The organism is Pseudomonas sp. Y5-11, assembly GCF_022368695.1.
Classification (GTDB): Bacteria; Pseudomonadota; Gammaproteobacteria; order Pseudomonadales; family Pseudomonadaceae; genus Aquipseudomonas; species Aquipseudomonas parakoreensis.
The window spans coordinates 4618689-4635137 of record NZ_CP058974.1 but is presented as its reverse complement, the minus strand read 5'-3'; the positions used below and the strand labels follow the sequence as shown (position 1 = coordinate 4635137).

The 16449-nt window shown below is 61.7% G+C and carries 15 protein-coding genes; 4 read left to right on the top strand and 11 right to left on the bottom strand.

Going from position 1 to position 16449, the window contains the following annotated elements:
* Positions 1-11 precede the first annotated feature (11 nt).
* Positions 12-938: an alpha/beta fold hydrolase gene (locus tag HXW87_RS20350; RefSeq protein WP_239777610.1), complete on the bottom strand. Its 927-nt coding sequence runs from the start codon at positions 936-938 to the stop codon at positions 12-14.
* A 21-nt stretch (positions 939-959) separates the two neighbouring features.
* A complete protein-coding gene (locus HXW87_RS20345; protein ID WP_239777609.1) occupies positions 960-2411 on the bottom strand; it encodes an NAD(P)/FAD-dependent oxidoreductase in 1452 nt (483 codons plus the stop codon).
* A gap of 172 nt (positions 2412-2583) precedes the next feature.
* Here HXW87_RS20345 and HXW87_RS20340 point away from each other — a divergent pair, with 172 nt between their 5' ends.
* Positions 2584-3657 (top strand): diguanylate cyclase, encoded by a 1074-nt coding sequence (locus HXW87_RS20340; protein ID WP_095668862.1) that lies wholly within the window; start codon positions 2584-2586, stop codon positions 3655-3657.
* 142 nt (positions 3658-3799) lie between these two features.
* Positions 3800-5032: a M20/M25/M40 family metallo-hydrolase gene (locus tag HXW87_RS20335; protein ID WP_239777608.1), complete on the top strand. Its 1233-nt coding sequence runs from the start codon at positions 3800-3802 to the stop codon at positions 5030-5032.
* 286 nt (positions 5033-5318) lie between these two features.
* On the opposite strand, the gene HXW87_RS20330 is transcribed toward HXW87_RS20335, so the two are convergent.
* From HXW87_RS20330 to HXW87_RS20295, 8 genes are all read right to left on the bottom strand, one after another.
* Positions 5319-6188: an oxaloacetate decarboxylase gene (locus HXW87_RS20330; protein WP_007968750.1), complete on the bottom strand. Its 870-nt coding sequence runs from the start codon at positions 6186-6188 to the stop codon at positions 5319-5321.
* 185 nt (positions 6189-6373) lie between these two features.
* A complete protein-coding gene (gene astA, locus HXW87_RS20325) occupies positions 6374-7408 on the bottom strand; it encodes an arginine N-succinyltransferase (protein WP_041074151.1) in 1035 nt (344 codons plus the stop codon).
* A gap of 61 nt (positions 7409-7469) precedes the next feature.
* Positions 7470-8486: an arginine N-succinyltransferase gene (locus tag HXW87_RS20320; protein ID WP_047293392.1), complete on the bottom strand. Its 1017-nt coding sequence runs from the start codon at positions 8484-8486 to the stop codon at positions 7470-7472.
* 119 nt (positions 8487-8605) lie between these two features.
* The gene (locus tag HXW87_RS20315) at positions 8606-9955 is read right to left on the bottom strand and encodes an APC family permease (RefSeq protein ID WP_222018948.1); all 1350 of its coding nucleotides are present in this window, start codon (positions 9953-9955) and stop codon (positions 8606-8608) included.
* An 85-nt stretch (positions 9956-10040) separates the two neighbouring features.
* Positions 10041-10793, bottom strand: coding sequence for an N-formylglutamate amidohydrolase (locus tag HXW87_RS20310; RefSeq protein WP_041074157.1), 753 nt, complete (start codon positions 10791-10793; stop codon positions 10041-10043).
* The gene (locus tag HXW87_RS20305; protein ID WP_239777607.1) at positions 10777-12108 is read right to left on the bottom strand and encodes a glutamine synthetase; all 1332 of its coding nucleotides are present in this window, start codon (positions 12106-12108) and stop codon (positions 10777-10779) included. Before HXW87_RS20305 ends, HXW87_RS20310 begins: the two co-directional genes overlap by 17 nt.
* Positions 12105-12749, bottom strand: a complete 645-nt coding sequence (locus tag HXW87_RS20300) for an isochorismatase family cysteine hydrolase (RefSeq protein WP_239777606.1) — start codon at positions 12747-12749, stop codon at positions 12105-12107. Before HXW87_RS20300 ends, HXW87_RS20305 begins: the two co-directional genes overlap by 4 nt.
* A gap of 2 nt (positions 12750-12751) precedes the next feature.
* Positions 12752-13606 carry a MurR/RpiR family transcriptional regulator gene (locus HXW87_RS20295; protein WP_047293401.1) on the bottom strand — a complete coding sequence of 285 codons (855 nt, stop codon included), beginning with the start codon at positions 13604-13606 and terminating at the stop codon, positions 12752-12754.
* Between the two features lie 311 nt (positions 13607-13917).
* Here HXW87_RS20295 and HXW87_RS20290 point away from each other — a divergent pair, with 311 nt between their 5' ends.
* Both HXW87_RS20290 and cobF read left to right on the top strand, forming a co-directional pair.
* The gene (locus HXW87_RS20290; protein ID WP_239777605.1) at positions 13918-14508 is read left to right on the top strand and encodes a phosphoglycerate mutase family protein; all 591 of its coding nucleotides are present in this window, start codon (positions 13918-13920) and stop codon (positions 14506-14508) included.
* On the top strand, positions 14508-15263 hold the full coding sequence (gene cobF / locus HXW87_RS20285; protein WP_239777604.1) for a precorrin-6A synthase (deacetylating): 756 nt from the start codon (positions 14508-14510) through the stop codon (positions 15261-15263). The genes HXW87_RS20290 and cobF overlap by 1 nt, the downstream gene beginning before the upstream one ends.
* 132 nt (positions 15264-15395) lie before the next feature.
* Here cobF and ftrA read toward each other — a convergent pair whose 3' ends face one another.
* A complete protein-coding gene (gene ftrA, locus HXW87_RS20280; protein ID WP_047293405.1) occupies positions 15396-16370 on the bottom strand; it encodes a transcriptional regulator FtrA in 975 nt (324 codons plus the stop codon).
* Positions 16371-16449: the final 79 nt, after the last annotated feature.

Genomic DNA, 16449 nt, shown 5'->3' with positions numbered 1-16449 from the left:
AGTTGTGGGATTCATCGCTGATCGCCCAGAAACTCCCGATACAACCGCGCAGTATTCCCCGGTTGTTCGACCATCGGCATGTGCCCGACACCGTCCCACACTTCGACCCGCAGATTGGCGATGCCCTTGCTCCACACCGGCACGCTGCTGACGTCGATCAAACGGTCCTTGCGCCCCCACAACAGCAGCGCCGGGCATTTGATCTCGGCCAGTTTCGGTTCCATCGGCGGGCTGGCGCGAAAGTCGCGGAAGATCTCTTCCAACTCATCACGCTGGCGTTGGTAACGTTGGGCGATGGCGTCCAGCACCAGCCCGGGTACCCACGGTGGCGAGGCCATGGTCATCGCATAAAACTGGCGGAATTCTTCCCGGGAGTTGATCAGGAACGGGTTATGTCCACGGGCCAGATGGCGTTCCATGTCGCTGGCCTGCGGTGCGGTGACGCCGGCCGGGTCGATCAGTGCCAGTGAGGCAATCCGGTCCGGGTAGGTTGCCGCCAGCCACGCTGCGATGTAGCCGCCCATCGAGTTGCCGATCACGTGGACTTTCTCCACACCGCACACGTCGAGCAGCTGGATCATGCGCTTGGCCTGCAGCGCAATGTCATAGCCGCCACCGGCCTTGAAGCCGGTTTCACCGTGGCCGGCGATGTCCGGAATGATCACCCGGTACTGGCGGACAAAGTGCCTGGCGAAGCGCAGCCACAGATTTTTCTCGGCGCTGTAGCCGTGCAGCATCAGGATCGCGCTGGCGGCTTCATAAGGCCCACCTTGCCAGGTCGAGACCGTCATTTCGGCAATCGGCACTTCGATCTTGTGCAACTTGTACAACCTGGCCTCGAGCGCCGTGCTCAGGTCATACAGCCAATGGCCGATCGCCGGATAACTCAACCAGCTCCAGGCCACGAAAACCGCGAGAGCGACAAACAGCACAAGCATCGACGTCTTCCTTTTACGTGTTCAGGACAGAATGTGGTCAGCCGGTTTCAGCGCCCGGGTCAACCGGTAGTAGCTGAAACTGAAGCCCGGAAATATCGCGATCACATGACCGCTCTTGCTTTGATACCAACTGTGACAGCCGCCGGACTTCCACACCGTGCGCTCCATCTCACGGTGGATCATTGCAGTGTAGGTACGTTCCGCGTCGGGGCGCACTTCGATGCTGCGCAATCCTTTTGCCTGCAGGGTGTGGATACAGTCGAGGATGTAGTTCATCTGCGCCTCGATGATGAACAGCGCCGAGGTATGCCCGATGCCGGTGTTGGGCCCGGTGACGATGAACAGGTTGGGAAAGTCCGGCAGGCTGGTGCCCAGGTAGGCGCGCGGGTACTGCGCCCAGGCGTCCTTGAGTTGCACGCCGTGCTTGCCGGTCACCGGGTAGGAGACCACGCCGTCGGTGGCGTCGTAGCCGGTCGACCAGACAATCAGGTCGACATCGATGTGCTGGCCATCCTGGGTGACGATGCCGGTTTCATCGAGCGCGGCGATGCCTTGCTCGCGGCTGTGCAGGGTGACGTTGGGTCGGGTCAGCGCCGGGTAATAGGTGCTGGAAAGCAGGATGCGCTTGCAGCCGATGGTGAAGTCCGGGGTGAGTTTTTCGCGCAACAGCGGGTCCGGCACCTGTTGCTTGAGAAAACGCAGGGCCTGGCGCTGGACCAGGTGAATCGCCGGTTTCGAATATTTGAAGGCGATGACCCGTGTTTCGAATTGCCAGTAAAGCAGCCAGCGCAGCAGCTTGTAGGCCGGTTTCACTCCCAGCAGCCAGCGCTGCAAAGGCCCGAACCGGCGATCGGCGCGCGGCAGCACCCAATGTGGTGTGCGCTGGAATACATGCAGTTGTGCGACCTCGGGGGCAATCGCCGGAATGACCTGCGCGGCACTGGCGCCGCTGCCGACGATGGCCACGCGTTTACCGCGGTAGTCGTAGCTGTGATCCCAATTGTTTGTATGAAAAGTCTTGCCCTGAAAGCGATCCTGGCCGGGGAAGGGTGGGATCACCGGTTGGCTCAACGGTCCGGAGGCGTTGATCACGAACTGCGCGCAGAACATCCCCTTGTTGGTGTGCACCGCCCACTGCCTGGCGGCGTCATCCCATTCGATGCGTTCGACGTTGGTTTGCAGTTCCACGCGTTCGCGAAGGCCGAAGCGTTCGATGACGTGTTCGGTGTATCGGTGCAGTTCAGGTTGGGCGGCAAACATCTGCGTCCAGCGGTACGGCGCGAAGGACAGCGAGTACAGTGGTGAGGGCACATCCACCGCTGCGCCGGGATAGGTGTTCTGGCACCAGGTGCCGCCGAAGAACGCCCTTCGTTCTAGCAGGCGAAAATCGTCAATGCCGGCCTTGAGCAAATTGACCGCCGCACATTGGCCGCCAAATCCGCTGCCGATGATCAACACCTGGTAGGTCCGCATGGGTCTCCTTCTTATAGTCGTTTCACCGTTTTCATCCTTTCAGGTATAGCTAAAAATTCGCCGAGTGGGAGCGGGCGGCTGGGCGGTGATGGCTATTTAGCGGCTGGCTGATAGACTCCCAGCACATCGGTCTGACGGTGTGCGCAGGTTCCGTTGAGTGGTCGAGGCCCTTATGCGAAACAAGGGGGGAAAGGGACTTTCACTGGCCAGGAGGCTTTATACATCGCGAACCCTCGGCCTGGTGCTGGGGTTGTTGTGCGTGAGCGTGGCGATGTACCCGCTTGACCCGTCGCCGTGGGTCTGGGCACTGATGCTGTTCAATGGCCTGGTCTGGCCGCATCTGGCGTTTCAATGGGCCCGTCGCTCCAGCGTTCCCTACCATGCTGAACACCGCAATCTGTTGATCGACGCGTTTATGGGCGGCTTCTGGGTCGCCGCCATGCAGTTCAATCCGTTGCCCAGTGCCACCACCGTTTCGATGATGGCGATGAATAACGTCGCCATCGGTGGCGTGCGTTTTCTCGCGGCGGGCCTGGCGGCGCAGGTCCTTGGAATCGGCGTCGGCCTGGTGGTGTTCGCCCCGGCGTTCATCCCGCCCACCTCACCTTTACAGCTGTATGCCTGCCTGCCATTGCTGATGCTGTACCCGTTGGCGCTGGGCTGGATCTGCTTTCGCCAGGCCTACACGCTGGGCCTGCACAAGCGTGAACTGCTGGCCCTGAGTCGCACCGACAGCCTGACCGGTCTGCTCAACCACGGCGCCTGGAAGGATCAACTGGACATCGCTTTTCAACGTTGCCGTCGACAGCAACAGGGCGCGGCGATTGCGTTGATCGATATCGACCACTTCAAGTCGATCAATGACACGTATGGGCATGTGGCGGGTGACATCGTCCTGCGCCAGTTGAGCAAAATGCTCAAGCAGAACCTGCGCGCTGCGGATATCGCCGGTCGCTACGGCGGCGATGAGTTCTGCGTGATTCTGCCCGACCTGCCGCTGTTCAATGCGGCGCAGGCGATGGAAGCCTTGCGCGAACGTTTCGCCACCCTGGGTTATGAACAGAACCCGGCGCTCAAGGTCAGCCTGAGTATCGGTCTGGCGGCTTATGATCCGGCGCATGGCGACGCGACCCGCTGGCTCAATGATGCGGATCAGGCGCTGTACGAGGCCAAGGCGACCGGGCGCAATCGGGTGATTTGCAACAGTGACGACCTGCCGAAACAGGAACTGCTCGATTCGGTCTGACTGCTCACCCCATTCACCTGTGCGAGCCGGCTCGCTCCTGGAAGTGTTCGGTGTCGGCGGCTCCGGTGTCGCATCCGCTATAGAGCCTTGCGTCGATGTCAGGTACGGTTTGAATCCCCCGACGCGAAACAAGGATCGATTCATGACGTTCTCATTTCCCCGCTCCCTGCTGGCCGCCAGCCTCGGCCTGTCTCTCGCCTTCAGCGCTGCCGGTGCCTTCGCCGAACCGCACAAGCAAGTGCTGGCCGATGCCGAGCAGTATCAGCCTGAAGCCCTGAAACTGCTGGAGCGGCTGGTCAACATCGACTCCGGTTCCGGCTATGAACCGGGCCTCAAACATGTCAGCGAGATCGCCATCGACGAGCTGAAAAAACTCGGCGCCACCATCGAGCTGGTGCCCAACACCCCGGAAAAAACCAACCACGTGCTGGCCACTTTCAAAGGCACCGGCAAGGCGAAAATCCTCTTGATGGCGCACATGGACACGGTGTTCAAGGAAGGCTCCGCCGCCGAGCGCCCGTTCCATATCAAGGACGGCCGCGCCTACGGGCCGGGGGTGATGGACGACAAGGGTGGCATCGTCGCCGGGATCTACGCGCTGAAGATCCTGAAGAACCTCGACTTCAAGGATTACGCGCAAATCACCTTCCTGCTCGATGCCAGCGAAGAAACCGGCTCGGACGTCGCCACCGACCTGATCAAGAAAACCGCCAAGGCCCACGACGTGACGCTCAACCTCGAACCGGGGCGTCCGGCCGATGGTCTGGTGGTGTGGCGCAAAGGCAGCGCAACGGCGCTGGTCGAGGTCAAGGGCAAGGCTGCGCATGCGGGCGTCGCGCCGGAGCTGGGACGCAACGCAGCGATGGAAGCGGCGCACCAGATTCTGCAACTGGGCAAACTCGGCGACGAAGCGAAGAAAACCACGATCAACTTCACCGTGCTCCAGGCCGGTGATCGCACCAACGTGATTCCCGATCACGCCACCGCCAAGGCTGACGTGCGCGCGGCCGTGCCGGAAGAATTCGACCGGATCGAGAAAGACCTGGCGCGGGTCTCGCAGGACAAGCTGATCGCGGAAACCGAAGTCACCACCAGCCTCAAACGCGGCTTGCCGCCGATGCCGCAAACGGCGGAGTCGGATCGCTTGATGGCGATGGCCCAAGGGATTTACGGCGAGATCGGCCGCAAGCTGACCGAAGAGGGCAGTGGTGGTGCGGCGGATGCCAGCCTGGCAGCCGGCGTGGGCACACCGACGCTAGACGGTTTCGGGATTGTCGGCGGCAATATTCATACGCCGGAGGAGTACGCTGAAGTGGCGAGCGTGGCGCCGCGGATTTATCTGTTGTCGCGGATGATCATGGAATTGGCCAAATAGTCACAGTCTGAACATTGTTCAGTGCTGAGGCGACCGGCCCCATCGCTTGCAAGCCAGCTCCCACAGTAGAACTTCAGTGGACGCAGTATCTGTGTTCGACACCGATCAAATGTGGGAGCGAGCCTGCTCGCGATGGCGTGAGCACAATCAACATCCATATAGCCTGATCCACTGCCTTTACTGGCAGGCCAGCTCCCACGGACTTTGGTGATGCCCACAAATCCATGTCGGCCAAATAACCTTTGGGAGCTGGCTTGCCAGCGATAGCGTCAGCCCGGTCATCACATCACTCCTTGACGCTCATGTATTCCTTCGCCCAGAGAATGTAGTCCTCTGGCTGGGTGTAGGTGTGCGTCAGTTCGGTGGCACTCAGGTCCGAAGCCTGGGTAAAGATCTGTCGTTGCTCACGCAGGCTGTCGTAGGTGGCCTTGATCGCCGCGAAGTACGCGCCGTGACCGTCGATGGTTACGCGCACACCGAGTTCGGCCAGACGCTTGTCGTCGCGCAGCGCCGGGTTGCCGTAGGTGACCAGCATCAGTGGCACGGTCAAGTGTTCGGCAATCTGTTCTAGCTGATCGAAGTCCTGCACGCCGACCATGCAGATGCCGTCGGCACCGGCGGCCTGGTATTGCTTGGTGCGGCTGATGATTTCCTGGTTCGGCAGAATACCGGCGTTGGTGCGGGCGATGATCGCCATTTCCGAATCGACCCGGGCTTCCAGCGCTGCACGGATCTTGCCGACGCCTTCGGCAACCGAGATCAAGTCGGTGGATTTACGGCCGAATTGTGCCGGCAGCAGTGTGTCTTCGATGGTCAGTGCGGCGACGCCGGCGCGTTCCAGCTCAACGATGGTGCGCATCACGTTGAGGGCGTTGCCGTAGCCGTGGTCGGCGTCGGCGATCACGGGCAGCTGAGCGACGCGGCCAATGCGGGTGGCCTGCTCAGCGAACTCGCTGAGGGTGATCAAGGCAAAGTCGGGGGCGCCCAGCACCTGCAACGAGGCGACGGAGCCGCCGAGGATCCCCACTTCAAAACCCAGGTCTGCGGCAATGCGCGCGGACATCGGATCGAACACCGAAGCCGTGTGGTAGCAGGTGTCGGAAGCCAGCAATTGACGGAAGTTACGGCGCAAATCTTGATGGGAAAGCCTGGTCATACGAGTTCCACCAATACAAAGGAATGGAACGGCTTGAGCAATGGTGTCAACGCCGAAGAATGAAAAGGCTATCACGCGAATGGGTCAAGGTTCATGACGAATTTGCAAGTGAGGCGTTGATCACGGATGCAAAGGCTGAAAGGTTTCATCTGCAATCAGCGGATTTCCAGTGTCAGGACAGTTGTTCAGGCCGCGACTGCGTGTTGCTGTTGCCTGGGCAGCAGCACGGCGCGAACCGAATTGCCCGGCTGCAGTTGCAGGCGCTTGGCGGTCAGGCGGTCGACCACCAGGGTATTGCCGACCAGACGACCGGGGGCCACGGTGATGCGGCAGTTCTCCAGGCGACGGTTATGGATCAGCCACAAGGGGGCCTGATCGTCCGGCGTGCCGAGGCTCAAGGTCAGCGCCTGGCTGTCGCGCACGGTACGAATGCTGCCGATTGGCGCTTCGATCACCGGGCCACCGTCGAAGATGTCGATGTAGCCCTTATGTACAAAGCCTTCCTCGCGCAGGATCTTCAGCGCCGGCTCGGTATTGGGGTGTGGCTGGCCGATGGCCGCTTGTGCCTGTTCGGTCAGCATGCAGGTGTACAACGGCTGGCGCGGCATCAGTTCGGCGATGAACGACTTGTTGCCCAGACCCGACAAGTGGTCGGCGTGGCTGAAGTCCATCTGGAAAAAGTGCCGGCCCAGGCTGTCCCAGAACGGCGAACAACCGCGTTCATCGGCACTGCCACGCAGTTCGGCGATCATCTTCTCGCCAAACAACTGCGGAAATTCAGCCACGAACAGCAGGCGCCCCAACGACAGCAGCCGGCCGTTGCTGCCATGACGATGGTCGTGGCTGAGAAACAGCGAGCACAGCTCCGACTGGCCGGTCAGCTCATTATTGAGAAACAGCGTGGGTATCTGTCGGGAAATGCCCAGATCCGCTGACGAACTCACGGTCAACCCGACGCGGTAGTTGTACCACGGCTCGCGCAGGCCAACCGCGCCGGTCAGGGCGCTGACACCCACCACGCGCAGGTCGTCGTCTTCGAGCACGAACAGGTAGTCGGCGTCAGCCCGTTCCACCTGCTCGGCGAACGCACGCTGCGCCCAGCGCACCCGGTGAGCGAGGCGGTCTTCATTGGCCGGCAGGGTGGTGAACCCGGGGCCGGCCTGCTGCACCAGAGTCATCAGCGCTGGCAGGTCGCTGACTTTGACCGGACGGACGATCATGCGGTAACTCCTTGTACGCGCCTGTTCGGGCACTGTCGTTGGGTGTGCAACCGGGCGCCGTTCACAGGGCTGTCAGCCTGATCGTGCTGCCATCGGTGACCTTCAGCGCCGTGCACAGGGCTGGCGTAAGGGACAGCGGTTGATCGGGCTGGTAATCCAGTTCGGCGACGATGGCCCGGAAACCGTGCAAGGCGTCGTTGCTCACCAGATAGCGTCCCCGAGCGTCGATTTGTGCTTGCTGGCGCACGGTGGCGGTCTGGCTGCGGGCGATCGAACGGATGTTCGCGGTGCGCGCATACAGGGTCGGGCCGGCGTCGAACAGGTCGATGTAGCTGTTGGTTTCAAAGCCTTCGCGTTCAAGGATGTCGAACGCTTCCTGGCCGTCCGGGTGAATCCGGCCGATGCATGCCTGTGCTTCCGGGGGCAGCATCGGCACGTAAATCGGGTATTGCGGCATCAGTTCGGCGAGAAAGGTGCGGCTTTGCAGACCGCACAGGCGCTCGGCCTCGACGTAGGGCAGGTCGAAGAAATGCTTGCCCAGTGCATCCCAGAACGGTGAATGGCCATTCTCATCGCTGTAGCCGACGATTTCGGTGATCACCGCATCGGCGAAACGGGATGCGTGAGCGGCGATGAACAGCAGCCGCGCCCGCGACAGCAGTTCGGAAAAAGCGCTGCGCACCAGCGCGTTGTCGATGTGAAAACCACGCAGCAGGGTGTGGTCGTTGAGGTCGTGACACAGCGACAGCGCCGGCACCCCGTGCTCGATGTTCAGCTCCCGCGAGGCGCTGGTGAAGTGGCGGTTGCGCAGGCTGTAGAACGGTTCGTTGAAACCGGCCGTGGCGAGAATCTCCGAGCAGCCGACCAGCCGCCGAGTGTCGAGGTCTTCCAGCACGAAGAAGTAATTTTCCGGGCCTTGCGCCTGAATGTCGTGGTCGAACGAGGCGCAGGAACCGGCGATTTTTTCACGCAGGCGTTCGCTGTCGTCCGGCAGCGACGTGACGCCGACCAGACTGTCGCGGGCCAGTTGCTGCAATTGCGGCAGGTCGGTTGGCTCGACTGGGCGTAAGACCAGCATGGATGCACTCCTGTATCAAAGGGTCCGGTGATCCGCACCGAACCTGACTATCACTGTCGGTTGCCACGCTTTAAAGCGGCGGTCGCCTGATTTGTTGTCAGACGCCGCTCTTTTTCTTGTCAGCCGTTACTCGGGTCAGGCAATGCACTGCTGGCGCCGAGCTTGTTCAGGAAGAACAGGTACACCAGACCCAGCGCGATCCAGATCAGGCCGAGTTTCTGCGCATCGACGCCCATGTTGTACATGATGGCGGCGACGATGATGAAGCCGATCACCGGGCAGATCAGATGGCGCACGACCTGGCCGGACTTCTGCCGACGCCAGTAGTAGTTGATCACTGTCAGGTGCAGCAGCATGAAACCGCTGAGGGCACCGAAGTTGACCAGCGAGGTCAGGGTGTCGACCGAATTGATGAACAGGTAGCAGATCACCAGCGACAGCAGCGCCACCAGATAAATGCTCAGGTACGGGGTGTTGTGCTTCGGGTGCACCTTGGCCAGCACTTTCGGCAACTTGCCGTCACGGGCCATGCCGAACAGCAGGCGCGACACCGCGGCTTGCGAGGTGATTGCCACGGCAACCCCCCAGGCCAGAGCAGTCGCCACACCGGTCAGCGTTGCCAGCCAGCTGCCCGCCGCGATTTCGGCGATTTCATAGAACGCGGTGTCGGCGGACTTGAAGCCCATGCCGGCAGCGAGGTCGGTGGCGATCCAGGTCTGTACGACGAAAATCGCGCCCATCACCAGCAGTGTGATCAGCGCTGCCCGACCGACGCTTTTGCCCGGGTCGCCCTTGATTTCTTCGGCGAGCGTCGAGATCGCATCGAAGCCGAGGAACGACAGTACCGCAATCGACACCGCCTGCATCAGCAGGGCGAAGTTGAATGTTTCCGGGTGATACAGCGGCGCCAAGGTCAGCTCGCCATTGCCGCCGCCGTTGTGCAGGGCATTCCAGGCGTAGAACAGGAAAATCCCCAGCACCACCAATTGCGCCAGCAGGAAGATGATGTTCATCCGTGCGGTGAAGGTGATGCCGCGCAGGTTGACGAACGTCGCGCTGACGAGGAACGCCAGAATGAAGCCGACTTTCGGAATGTCCGGGTACAGATGGTTCAGGGCCATCGCCGCGTAGACATAGAGCAGCGGCGGAATCAGCAGGTAGTCGAGCAGCATCAGCCAGCCGGCGAGAAAACCGACGTGTTGGTTGAGGCCGCGTTGCGCGTAGGAGTAGACCGAACCTGCAATCGGAAATGCCCGCGCCATGCTGCCATAGCTCAACGCGGTGAACAGCATCGCCACCATGCCGATGATGTAGGCCAGCGGCACCATCCCGGGCGCCTCGGCATTGACGTAGCCATACACGCCAAACGGGGCGATGGGGATCATGAAGATCATTCCGTACACCACCAGATCGGTCAGTGTCAGGCTACGTTTCAACTCCTGTTTGTAGCCGAACTCTTCTATTTCCATGAAGCGCAACTCCTTGTCAGCCTATCCGGCGTTTTTAGTTGTTATGTCGGTCCATCGTTTACCGCGTTATCAATCTTTGCATTCGTTACAGCAGCGGTGCCAGGCGCTCGGCCCACAGCGAAACCGCTTCCGGGCTGCGCAGCAGATCGTTGCGCACCTCGATCAGCACCGACTCCAGTCCACGGGCATCGCCGTGCACCGGCACGGTCATGTCACCCAGCGGATCGATCCGGTACGGCTGGTTGCCCGCGACCTTCAACGGGTGCTGGCCAAGGCCGTCGATCAGCCGTTGTGCATAGGCGCTGGCCTGGCCGAACAACACGCCGACTTCCAGCGGGCGCGGCTGGCCGTAATACACCGGGGTAAAGCTGTGAATCCCCACCACCCGTACCGCTTGACCTTGCGCGACGCGTTGGTCGATCAGGGTTTGCAGCCGGGCGTGAAACGGTTTGAACAGCGTCTGGCGCCGGTACTCGCGAGTGGCTTCGTCCAGCTCGCGATTGCCGGGCACCTGATAAATCTCGCTCTGTGCCGGAATGCTGTCGGGGGCATGCCGGGGCCGGTTGAGGTCGATCAGCAACCGTGAATAGTTGGCGCTCAACAGTGTCGCCCCGAGCACCTGCGAAAGCTTTTCAGCCAGTTGCAAGGCGCCGATGTCCCAGGCGATGTGCTCGCGCGCGGCTGCATCGTCCAGGCCCAGGTTGTTCAGGGCTTCGGGGATGTAGCGGCTGGCGTGCTCACACACCAGGATCAATGGATGCGATGAATCTTCACGACTCAGGTTGTAGACCGGGCGGGTATACAACCCCAGCTCGGCGGATTCAGTACAGGCGTGCATAGTGCTCACACAGGTCAGCGGGCGAGAGCTGTTCCGTCAGCGCCAGTTCCTCGGTTTTAAGGGCGTGGTAGGTGTCGAGCAACGGCTTGGGCAGCCATTGGTTGAAGGCTGCACTGTCACGCAGGCAATCCAGCGCCTGCGCCAGCGAGGCGGGCAGGGCAACGATGCCCCGCGCCTTGCGTTGCTCGTCGTTGAGTGAATCGGGTATTTCATCGGTGATTGCGTTCAGCGCCAGGCGCTGTTCGATGCCCAGCCGTCCGGCGATCAGCAGCGCGGCCATCGCCAGGTGCGGCGAAGCGGTGGCGTCCATGGCGCGGAATTCGAGGTTGTACTGCGCCGCCACGGATTTGCCGCCCAGGCTCACGGTCGGACAAATGCGCAACGCCGCTTCACGGTTCTGCTGCCCCAGACACGCGTAGGACGCGCTCCAGTGATGCGGCTGCAGGCGTTCGTACGACACCGGCGTCGGCGCGGTGAATGCACACAGCGCTGGCAGATAATGCAGGATGCCGGCCGCCCAATGCTGGCCGAGGGTCGACAGACCGTTGCTGGTGCCGGCGTCATAGAGCAGCGGCAGACCTTGCAGGTCGAGCAGGCTGACGTGCAAGTGCACGCCGTTGCACACCGCATCGGCCTTGGTTTTCGGCGCGAAGCTGACGTCCAGGCCCATTTGCCGGGCGATTTCACGGGTGATCTCGCGCACATTGACCGCACGATCCGCCGCCGCCACGCCGAGGGTCGGCCGGCAGGTGATTTCGTATTGGTGCTTGCCGTATTCGGGCAGGAACATTTCCGGCTCAACGCCACCCGCGCGCAGCGCGCTGAGCAGCCAGCCGCCGAACTCGGCACCCTGACGCTGGGCTTCGAGGGAAAACGCCAGATGCTCGGCAAAACCGGCATGCAGGTTGAATTCGTGTTCGAACGCCGCGTTGACCTGCAAACCGAGGTCGTCGCGATAGCGCTCGATTTCATCGCGCAGCAGCGTGCGCGGGCAAGCGCTCCACGGCCGGCCATCGGTCTCGCGGATGTCGCCGTGGATAAAGTCCAGCGCCGGCGCTGCGGCATCCGGGCCGTTGCCGACGGTGACGCGGCTGCTCAAGTCAGGGATCAGCCGCAGATCGCCATACGCGCCCCACGGGTTGGTCGAGGCGATGATGTCTTGCGGCGTCAAGGCACTGTTGGCCGGCACCCAGCCGCAACCGGCTGCTTGATAATGTTCCAGCTGATCGGTGGGAAACGAACGGCCACGGGTGATGCCGATCAGGTCAGTGGTGACGATGGTGGTCATCGGCAACGGCGTCAGGCGCTCGCTCATGGGCGCATCTCCTGCAACCTGCCGAGCACCGTCTGGGTGTCGGTGATCCAGCAGTAGCCCTTGATCGCATTCAGGCAGGCGTCATGTCGCGCCGGGGTGTAGGTGGCGCAGGCGTCTTCGACCAGCGTCACCAGATAACCGCGGTCGGCGGCATCACGCACCGCCATGTCGACGCACTGGTCGGTGACAATGCCGGCGATGATCAGGTGGCGGGTTTCGAGGTTGCGCAGCACGTAATCGATGTTGGTCGAGTTGAACACCCCGGACGAGGTTTTCGGCAGCACGATTTCGTTTTCCACCGGGGTCAGGTCGTCGATGATCCGCGCCTGTTCACTGCCCTTGGGCAGGTGCATGTCCGACAGTTTGTGATCCAGCGAGCGGTCGCGGCCGTCGGCGGTCAGGCTTTCGATAATGGTGTGCAGCACGTTCTGCCGCGCTTCGCGAAAGGCGCTGAGCAAGCGGCGCTGGTTGGGCACCACCTGCATATGGGTGCGGGTCAGGAAATACTCGGCGTCCGGGCCGTTCAGGTGCGGATCGAACTGCGGTTCGAGCCAGGCACGCTGCATGTCCACCAGCAGCAACGCGGTGTGATCGGTGACAAACGGCAAGTCCCGCGGTGAGCGGTGGGGAAGACTGAACATCCTTATTTATCCTCCAGCAAGTGGGTGTGGAACTCGTTGCGCAGGGCGTCGATGCCTTCCAGGCGATCGGCCAGATCGGGGCTGCGCAGGGTCAGGCAGGCAATCAGAGCTTCTACCTGGGCCAGCGCTGGCACCATGGTGTCGAACGGCGAAGCCGATTCCACCGGGGCGCTGATGATCAGGTCGGCCAGTTCACGCAGCGGTGAGGCATAGATGTCGGTGAACAGCACCACCCGGGCGTTGCGGCTTTTTGCAGCACTGGCCACGCGCAAGGCCTGGGTCTGATAGCGGCGATAGTCGAACAGCAGCACCACGTCCTGGCGTTGCAGATCGAACAGGCGGTCGGGCAGTTGCGCGTTGTCTTCCAGGGCAAAGCAGCCGGGGCGCAGCAGACGCAGGTGATTGAGCAGGTAGTTGGCCATCAGGCTGCTGAAGCGTCCGCCGAAGCAGTAGATCTGGTGCCGCGTATCGAGCAGCCAATCGAGCAGAATGCGTATGTCTTCGGGCTGGGTCAGGACCTGGGTTTCCACCAGCAGGCGTTGGCTATCGGCCAGATAATGGCCCCAGGCGTCGTCCTTGTTCAGGTGCGAACGCGGTTGCAACAGGGTGCGCGGCGAGCGCAGGCGGTGGTCCATGTCGCTGAGCAGGGCGTCCTGAAATTCGGCATAACCGCCGAATCCGAGCTTCTTCACCAGCCGCACGATGGTCGGATCGCTGACGCCGGCGTGTTCGGCCAGACGCGCCATCGGACCCAGGCCATTGCGTGGATACTGGTCGAGCAGGGCGCGAATCACTTTGCGCTCCGACGGCGTCAGCTCCAGGCCGGGATCGGTGATCAAGTCTCTGAGAGGGGGCATCCGGGCTCCTGCTGGATGAGAGGGTGTTGAATTTGTTTCATAATCCGTTAAAACAGTATTTATGTAACTCAGGTTACATGTCTAGTGAATTTTTTGCGGTAGGAATTCACTGTTTAAATAACCTCAAAGAGCTGTGTCACAAGGGCTACACCGATGTCCTCGGCCCTTGTAGTCCATTGCCTATTGGCGTGTGAGACATTGCCGTTTTTGTACGCTCGCCGGAGTAACGTCCTAGCTCGCGAGGTCCCCCGAGCCGCCCGGTTTTGCGGCACAATTGCCGCAAAACCGGCGGTTTGCCGCCGATTCAACCGATGTTCAGCGAGTGCAACCCTGTGCAATCCACCTGTTTGACATTGATCTGCCACGCTCGAACCGTCGCACAGAAATTGTCGCGTTTTCCTACGAACGAGCCGGTTGAAAATCCGCCATCAGGGCTCGGTGCATTGGTCACACAATTCACCAGCGCCCGCCATCTGCTGTGCGGGCCGGAATTGCGTACGCGCCAGACCGCCGTGTGGTTCGGTGCGGCGCCGCAGGTGGACGAAGCGCTGCGCGATTGCGATATGGGGCGCTGGCACGGACAAGCGATCAAGGATCTGCAACTGCGCGAGGCCGGGGCTTTGCAGGCATGGATCAGTGATCCGCGGGCGGCACCCCATGGCGGCGAGTCGGTGACGCAATTGGGCGAACGCGTGGCGGCGTGGCTGGCCAGCCTGCAAGGCGTGCCGGGGCCTATCGTCGCCATCACCCATCCTTTCGTGGTGCGGGCTGCATTGATGCAGGTGGTGCAGGGCGTAGCGTTCAACGCGATTGATGTTGAACCGCTGTCAGTCGTTGAACTGCGGTTCAACGGGATCTGGCGGCTACGCTTGCCGAGTAGCGTTCGTGTGGGAGCACAGTGATGAAACGACTGCTGGTCATCGGCATCGGCGCCGGCAACCCCGACTACATCACCCTGCAAGCGGTGAAAGCGCTCAACCGGGTAGATGTGTTTTTTCTGATGGACAAAGGCCCGCGCAAGGACAAACTGATCGATCTGCGTCGCGACATCTGTGAGCGCTACATCACCGATCCTGCCTATCGTTTCGTCGAAGCTCACAGCCCGGAGCGTGAGCGTGGCGACGTGGACTACACCCGCGCGGTCGAAGATCTGAACCGTGCAAAGCAGGAAACCTTCGAGCGGCTGATCAATGAAGAATTGGCTGACAGCGACTGCGGTGGTTTCCTCGTGTGGGGCGACCCGGCGCTGTACGACAGCACGATTCGTATCCTGCAGGCGATTCTGGCGTCAGGCCGCTGTGCGTTCGAGTTTGAAGTGATCCCCGGGATTACCAGCGTTCAGGCACTGGCCGCGCAGCATAAAGTGCCGTTGAACAGCATTGGCCGGTCTGTCGAAATCACCACGGGCCGGCGTCTGGCGGCGGGGCAGGTGAGTGACACGGATAGCCTGGTGGTGATGCTCGACGCTGAAGATTCCTACCGTCATGTGGCGGATCAGCAGACCGAGATCTACTGGGGGGCCTACCTGGGCACGCCGGATGAGCTTCTGATCAGCGGCAAACTTGAGGATGTTGCGGATCAGATCGAGCGCACGCGCAAAGCGGCGCGGGCCGAGCATGGGTGGATCATGGATACCTATCTGTTGCGCAAGCCCTGAATTGTCGGGTGTCGGTTCGGGCCTCATCGCGGGCAAGCCCGCTCCCACAGGTTTTCGGGTTGAAATAAGTTGTGTGTACGACGCCAAACCTGTGGGAGCTGGCTTGCCAGCGAAGGCGTCCGGAAACTCACCTCAGGATATGGCTTTGACCCCACGCCCAAACCGCTCCCGATACACCGACGGCGGCACCCCGACCACGCTGCGAAATGCCACGCGAAAACTTTCCACTGATCGGTAACCACAGCGCTCGGCAATCTGTTCGCTGTTGTGCGCTGTGCTTTCCAGCAGTTCCCGCGCCCGCGCCAGGCGTTCGTGTTGCAGCCACGCCTTGGGCGATTGCCCGCTGGCCTCGCTGAATCGCCGCAGAAACGTGCGCTCGCTCATCGCCGCTTCGCTCGCCAGATCGCGCACTTCCAGCGGTTGGTGCAGACGCTCGCGAGCCCACTGCATCACCCGTGACAAATCGTTGCGCGGCGTCGGGCTGACAGGCGTGGGAATGAATTGCGCCTGGCCGCCGGTGCGTTGCGGCGACATCACCAGCCGCCGCGCCACCGAATTGGCGACCTGAGTGCCAAAGTCGCGGGCCACCAGATGCAGACACGCATCGATCCCGGCGGCGCTGCCGGCCGAGGTGATCAACTGACCCGAGTCGACGTACAGCACATCCGGATCCACCGCAATCGCGGGGAAGCGCCGCGCCAGTTCATCGCTGTAGCGCCAGTGGGTGGTCGCGCCGTGGCCGTCGAGCAAGCCGCTGGCGGCCAGCACGAACACCCCTGAACAGATCGATAGCAGCCGCGCACCGTGGGCGTGGGCCTGACGCAATGCGCCAAGCAGCGCCGGTGGCACCGGGGCTTCGCGATCACGCCAACCGGGAATGATGATGGTGCGTGCCTGCGCCAGCAGCTCCAGGCCGCCGTCGGCCAGGACGTGAATGCCGCCCATGGCGCGCATCGGCCCTGCGTCGACGGCGACGATGCGGTGTTCGTACCACGGGAAATCGAACTCCGGCCGGGCGAGGCCGAAGATTTCCACGGCAATCCCGAACTCGAAGGTACAGAGGCCGTCGTAGGCCAGAATCGCGACCAATCCAGGTGAATCAGGCATTTGGCGGAAAGTTCCCGGTGAGTGTCTTGCGCGCCACTGTAGCGCCAAGTGACGGCCCGATAAAGTCTGTTCACACCCC

Bases quoted from the DNA above. Each gene is read 5' to 3' on its own strand.
- HXW87_RS20350 (WP_239777610.1), bottom strand. From the start codon at position 938: ATGCTTGTGCTGTTTGTCGCTCTCGCGGTTTTCGTGGCCTGGAGCTGG.
- HXW87_RS20345 (WP_239777609.1), bottom strand. From the start codon at position 2,411: ATGCGGACCTACCAGGTGTTGATCATCGGCAGCGGATTTGGCGGCCAA.
- HXW87_RS20340 (WP_095668862.1), top strand. From the start codon at position 2,584: ATGCGAAACAAGGGGGGAAAGGGACTTTCACTGGCCAGGAGGCTTTAT.
- HXW87_RS20335 (WP_239777608.1), top strand. From the start codon at position 3,800: ATGACGTTCTCATTTCCCCGCTCCCTGCTGGCCGCCAGCCTCGGCCTG.
- HXW87_RS20330 (WP_007968750.1), bottom strand. From the start codon at position 6,188: ATGACCAGGCTTTCCCATCAAGATTTGCGCCGTAACTTCCGTCAATTG.
- astA (WP_041074151.1), bottom strand. From the start codon at position 7,408: ATGATCGTCCGTCCGGTCAAAGTCAGCGACCTGCCAGCGCTGATGACT.
- HXW87_RS20320 (WP_047293392.1), bottom strand. From the start codon at position 8,486: ATGCTGGTCTTACGCCCAGTCGAGCCAACCGACCTGCCGCAATTGCAG.
- HXW87_RS20315 (WP_222018948.1), bottom strand. From the start codon at position 9,955: ATGGAAATAGAAGAGTTCGGCTACAAACAGGAGTTGAAACGTAGCCTG.
- HXW87_RS20310 (WP_041074157.1), bottom strand. From the start codon at position 10,793: ATGCACGCCTGTACTGAATCCGCCGAGCTGGGGTTGTATACCCGCCCG.
- HXW87_RS20305 (WP_239777607.1), bottom strand. From the start codon at position 12,108: ATGAGCGAGCGCCTGACGCCGTTGCCGATGACCACCATCGTCACCACT.
- HXW87_RS20300 (WP_239777606.1), bottom strand. From the start codon at position 12,749: ATGTTCAGTCTTCCCCACCGCTCACCGCGGGACTTGCCGTTTGTCACC.
- HXW87_RS20295 (WP_047293401.1), bottom strand. From the start codon at position 13,606: ATGCCCCCTCTCAGAGACTTGATCACCGATCCCGGCCTGGAGCTGACG.
- HXW87_RS20290 (WP_239777605.1), top strand. From the start codon at position 13,918: ATGTTCAGCGAGTGCAACCCTGTGCAATCCACCTGTTTGACATTGATC.
- cobF (WP_239777604.1), top strand. From the start codon at position 14,508: ATGAAACGACTGCTGGTCATCGGCATCGGCGCCGGCAACCCCGACTAC.
- ftrA (WP_047293405.1), bottom strand. From the start codon at position 16,370: ATGCCTGATTCACCTGGATTGGTCGCGATTCTGGCCTACGACGGCCTC.